A 5,581-nucleotide genomic window follows, 5' to 3' on the forward strand; every position below is an offset into this window, starting at 1 on the left:
CCCGACAAGTCCGCCCACTCCAGAGCCCCCCACCCGTACACAAGGAGAACCAGCCCGTGTCCCGTTCCACCCTCGGACGGGGAGCCGTCGCCGCACTCTGCGCGGCACTCCTCCCCGTCGTCCCGGCGGCCACCGCATCGGCTGCGCCGAGACCTCCGGGCCCGCCCTCGGACGCGAAGCTCGCCCAGGCGCCCGCACGGCACGACCTGACCCGCGAGCAGTTCTACTTCGTCATGCCGGACCGGTTCGCCGACGGCGACCCGTCCAACAACCGCGGCGGGCTCACCGGTTCGCGCCTGGAGACCGGGTACGACCCCACGGACAAGGGCTTCTACCAGGGCGGCGACCTCAAGGGCCTGACCGAGCGGCTCGACTACATCAAGGGCCTGGGCACCACCGCCATCTGGCTCGCCCCGATCTTCAAGAACCGCCCCGTCCAGGGCACCGGCAAGGACGCCTCGGCCGGCTACCACGGCTACTGGATCACCGACTTCACCCGGGTCGACCCGCACTTCGGGACCAACGCCGACCTGACGAAGCTGATCGACAAGGCCCACGCCAAGGGCATGAAGGTCTTCTTCGACGTCATCACCAACCACACCGCCGACACCGTCGACTACGCCGAGAAGACCTACGGCTACCGGCCGAAGGGCGCCTACCCGTACCTGGACGAGGACGGCCGCCCGTTCGACGACAGCAAGGGCCTGGCGAAGGTGGACGCCGACTCGTTCCCGTACACGCCGGGCAACACCGCGAACGACAAGGTCCCGGCCTGGCTCAACGACCCGACGATGTACCACAACCGGGGCGACTCGACCTTCGCCGGCGAGTCCGCCGAGTACGGCGACTTCTCCGGACTGGACGACCTGTGGACCGAACGGCCCGAGGTCGTGACCGGCATGGCGAAGATCTACGAGAAGTGGGTCCGCGACTTCGGCATCGACGGCTTCCGGATCGACACCGTCAAACACGTCGACCTGGACTTCTGGACCCAGTGGGCGACCGCCCTGGACACCTACGCGGCCGAGCACGGCCGCAAGGACTTCTTCATGTTCGGCGAGGTCTACTCCGCCGACACCGCCGTCACCTCGCCCTACGTCACCCGGGGCCGGCTCGACGCGACGCTCGACTTCCCCTTCCAGGAGGCGGCACGCCAGTACGCCTCCCAGGGCGCCCCGGCCGCGAAGCTCGCCGCGGTGTTCGGCGACGACTACCGGTACACCACCGACAAGGCCAACGCCTACGAGCAGGTGACCTTCCTCGGCAACCACGACATGGGCCGCATCGGCACGTTCCTGAAGCAGGACAACCCGTCCGCCGGTGACGCGGAACTCCTCGCGCGCGCGAGGCTCGCCAATGAGCTGATGTTCCTCGGGCGGGGCAATCCCGTCGTCTACTACGGTGACGAGCAGGGCTTCACCGGGGCGGGCGGTGACAAGGACGCCCGCCAGACCATGTTCGCCTCGAAGACCGCCGACTACCTCGACGACGACGAACTGGGCACCGACCGCACCCACGCCACCGACGCGTACGACCCGGAGCACCCCCTGTACCGGAACATCGCCGCGCTCTCCGGGCTCACCCGGAAGAACCCGGCCCTGCGCGACGGCGTCCAGACCGAGCGCTACGCGGAAGGGTCCGTCTACGCGTTCTCCCGCACGGACCCCCGCAGGCCCTACGAGTACCTCGTCGCCGCCAACAACGGCACCGGACCACGGACCGTCGAGCTGCCCACCGCATCGGCAGGCATGGACTTCCGCACCCTGTACGGCGGTTCGGGTACCGTCCGGAGCGGGTCCGACAAGAAGGTCACCGTCACCGTCCCCGCCCTCTCCAGCCTCGTACTGCGTGCCGGGAAGCCGATGGGTGCCCCGGCCGCCGAGCCGGCCGTCACCCTGAAGGCGCCCGCCGCCGGGGCCACCGGCACCGTCGAGATCTCCGCCGACGTCGACGGCGGCGGGCTGAACCGGGTCGTCTTCGCCGCGCAGACCGGCAACGGGAAGTGGACCACGCTCGGATCCGCCGACCACGCCCCGTACAAGGTCACCCAGCACCTGGACGGCAAGGTCGCGGCAGGCACCCCGCTGCGCTACAAGGCGGTCGTCGTCGACCGCACCGGACGCACCGCGAGCGCCCGCGCCGAGACCACCGCCGGACAGGCCCCCGCACCCGGGAAGCCGGTGGCCGTCGAGCGCGACCACGCGGTCGTCCACTACAAGCGCGCGGACGGCGACTACACCGGCTGGACGCTCAAGTCCGGAGACCGCACCGCGCAGTTCACCGGGCGCGACGCCTACGGGGCGTTCGCCTGGCTGAAGCCCGACGAGGGCGCCACCACCGTCCCGTACACCGTCGAGAAGGACGGCACCGCCGACGGGCCGCAGCGCACCGTCGAACTCGCCAGGACCGGACAGGTCTGGATCGAGCAGGGCCAGGACGGCCAGGCCGACAAGGCCCCCGACGGCGCCTACCCGCCGCAGGACACCACCAAAGCGGTCCTGCACTACTACCGGCCCGACGGCGACTACGACGGCTGGGGGCTGCACACCTGGACCGGCGCCAAGGACCCCACCGACTGGGCGAAGCCTCTCCGGCCGGTGAAGAAGGACGCCTCCGGAATCACCTTCGAGGTGCCGCTCACCGACGGCGCCACCTCGCTCTCCTACATCCTGCACAAGGGCGACGAGAAGGACCTCCCCAGCGACCAGTCGCTCGACCTCGCCACCTACGGGCACGAGGTCTGGATGCTCGGCGCGACCCCCGGCTACCTGCTGCCCCAGACCGGCGGCGTGCCCACCCCCGACCTCACCAGGGCCGAGGCGCAGTGGATCGACGCCGACACCGTCGTATGGAAGGTGAAGAGCACCGGCGCCACCAGCCAGCAGCTCGTCTACGCACCGGGCGGCGGAATCTCCGTCGTCGACGGAGCGCTCTCCGACGAGGGACAGTGGCTGCGGCTCGCCCCGTCCGCGCTGACCGACGCGCAGAAGGCGAAGTACCCGCACCTCAAGGACTACCCGGCGTTCACCGTCGACGCCCGGGACCGGGACCGGGTCCGTGACGCGCTGCGCGGTCAGCTGATCGCCACCCAGCGCGCCGCCAACGGCGCCCTGCTCGCGGCCACCGGCGTACAGAGCGCGGGCGTGCTCGACGACCTGTACGGCAAGCACGCGGCCGGCGCCTCGCTCGGCCCGGTCTTCGGCCGCGACGGCCGCCCCACCCTCTCGGTCTGGGCGCCCACCGCCCGTACCGTCGCCCTGGAGCTCGAAGGCCGCAGCCTCCCGATGCGCCGCGACGACCGCACCGGCGTCTGGTCCGTCACGGGCCCGAAGAGCTGGAAGGGCAAGCCCTACCGTTACGCGGTCGACGTCTGGGCGCCCTCTGCCGGCAGGACGGTCACCAACAAGGTCACCGACCCGTACTCCACCGCCCTGACCACCGACTCCGCCCGCAGCCTCGTCGTCGACCTGGACGACCCGGCCCTCGCGCCGAAGGGCTGGTCCGGGCTGCGCAAGCCCGCCGCCGTACCGCTGCGCGACGCCCAGATCCAGGAGCTGCACATCCGCGACTTCTCGATCGCGGACCGCACCTCGAAGCACCCCGGCGAGTACCTCGCCTTCACCGACACCGGCTCCGACGGGATGAAGCACCTCAAGCGGCTGGCGGACTCCGGTACGAGCTACGTCCATCTGCTGCCCGCCTTCGACATCGGCACCATCCCCGAGAAGAAGTCCGCACAGCAGAAGCCGGCCTGCGACCTGTCCGTGTACGCCCCCGACTCCCGGGAGCAGCAGGCCTGTGTGGCGAAGGCCGCCGCGAAGGACGCCTTCAACTGGGGCTACGACCCCCTGCACTACACCGTCCCCGAGGGCTCCTACGCCTCCGACCCCGACGGCACCCGGCGCACCGTCGAATTCCGGCGGATGGTGCAGGGCCTCAACGGCACGGGGCTGCGCACCGTCATGGACGTCGTCTACAACCACACCGTCGCCTCCGGCCAGGACGACAAGTCCGTACTCGACCGGATCGTGCCCGGCTACTACCAGCGGCTGCTGGACGACGGCACCGTCGCCACCTCCACCTGCTGCGCCAACACCGCCCCCGAGAACACCATGATGGGCAAGCTGGTCGTGGACTCGGTGGTCACCTGGGCCAAGGAGTACAAGGTCGACGGCTTCCGCTTCGACCTGATGGGCCACCACCCCAGGGCGAACATCCTCGCCGTCCGCAAGGCGCTCGACGCGCTGACCGTGGCGAAGGACGGAGTCGACGGGAAGAAGATCATCCTGTACGGGGAGGGCTGGAACTTCGGCGAGATCGCCGACGACGCCCGCTTCGTCCAGGCCACCCAGAAGAACATGGCCGGCACCGGCGTCGCCACCTTCTCCGACCGGTCCCGCGACGCCGTCCGGGGCGGCTCCCCGTTCGACGAGGACCCGGGCGTACAGGGCTTCGCCACCGGCCTCTACACCGACCCCAACACCTCGGCCGCCAACGGCACGAAGGCCGAGCAGAAGGCCCGGCTGCTCCACTACCAGGACCTGATCAAGGTCGGCCTCACCGGCAACCTCGCCGACTACACCTTCACCGACTCCTCGGGCCGCACCGTCAAGGGCTCCGGCGTCGACTACAACGGCGCCCCCGCCGGATACGCCGCGGCCCCCGGCGACGCCCTCGCCTACGCGGACGCCCACGACAACGAATCGCTGTACGACGCGCTCGCCTTCAAGCTCCCGGCGGGCACCCCGGCGGCCGACCGGGCCCGCATGCAGGTCCTGGCGATGGCTACGGCCACCCTCTCGCAGGGGCCCTCGCTCTCCCAGGCGGGCACCGACCTGCTGCGCTCCAAGTCCCTGGACCGCAACTCGTACGACAGCGGCGACTGGTTCAACGCGCTGCACTGGGACTGCCGCGACGGCAACGGCTTCGGCCGCGGACTTCCGCCGGCCGCCGACAACGAGCCCAAGTGGTCCTACGCGAAGCCGCTGCTGGCCGATGCCGCGCTGAATCCCGGCTGCGCACAGATCGACGGCGCGTCCGCCGCGTACCGGGACCTGCTCACCATCCGCTCCACCGAGCGGGACTTCTCCCTCACCACCGCCGGACAGGTGCAGTCCGCCCTGTCCTTCCCGCTCTCTGGGAAGGACGAGACCCCGGGGGTGATCACCATGCGGCTCGGGAAGCTGGTGGTCGTCCTCAACGCGGCCCCCGGCACGGCGACCCAGACGGTCGCCGACCTCGCGGGGAAGAAGTACGCCCTGCACCCCGTCCAGGCCGCGGGCGCGGATCCTACTGTCAAGAAGTCCACATATGACAGGAGTTCGGGAAGATTCACCGTCCCGGGACGTACGGTGGCGGTGTTCTCCCTGAATTGAGCCCGGACAGGGCTACGTTGGGAGGCAGCAGCCGTCGGGGAATGCCGCAGCACCGCACCCCCGGCGCGCCCTCCCACCCCCGGGGGGGGGGGGGGGGGGGGGGGGGGGGGGGGGGGGGGGGGGGGGGGGGGGGGGGGGGGGGGGGGGGGGGGGGGGGGGGGGGGGGGGGGGGGGGGGGGGGGGGGGGGGGGGGGGGGGGGGGGGGG

At 71.3% G+C, this 5,581-nt stretch carries 1 protein-coding gene; it reads left to right on the forward strand.

Annotated features, from left to right (window positions below; genetic code table 11):
- Positions 1-56: 56 nt before the first annotated feature.
- Positions 57-5,375: a pullulanase-type alpha-1,6-glucosidase gene (gene pulA, locus AADR41_RS40940; RefSeq protein WP_342287447.1), complete on the forward strand. Its 5,319-nt coding sequence runs from the start codon at positions 57-59 to the stop codon at positions 5,373-5,375.
- The last annotated feature ends 206 nt before the right edge of the window (positions 5,376-5,581 follow it).

The organism is Streptomyces sp. CLV115 (genome assembly GCF_038448545.1).
In the GTDB taxonomy this organism is placed as follows: domain Bacteria; phylum Actinomycetota; class Actinomycetes; order Streptomycetales; family Streptomycetaceae; genus Streptomyces; species Streptomyces sanglieri.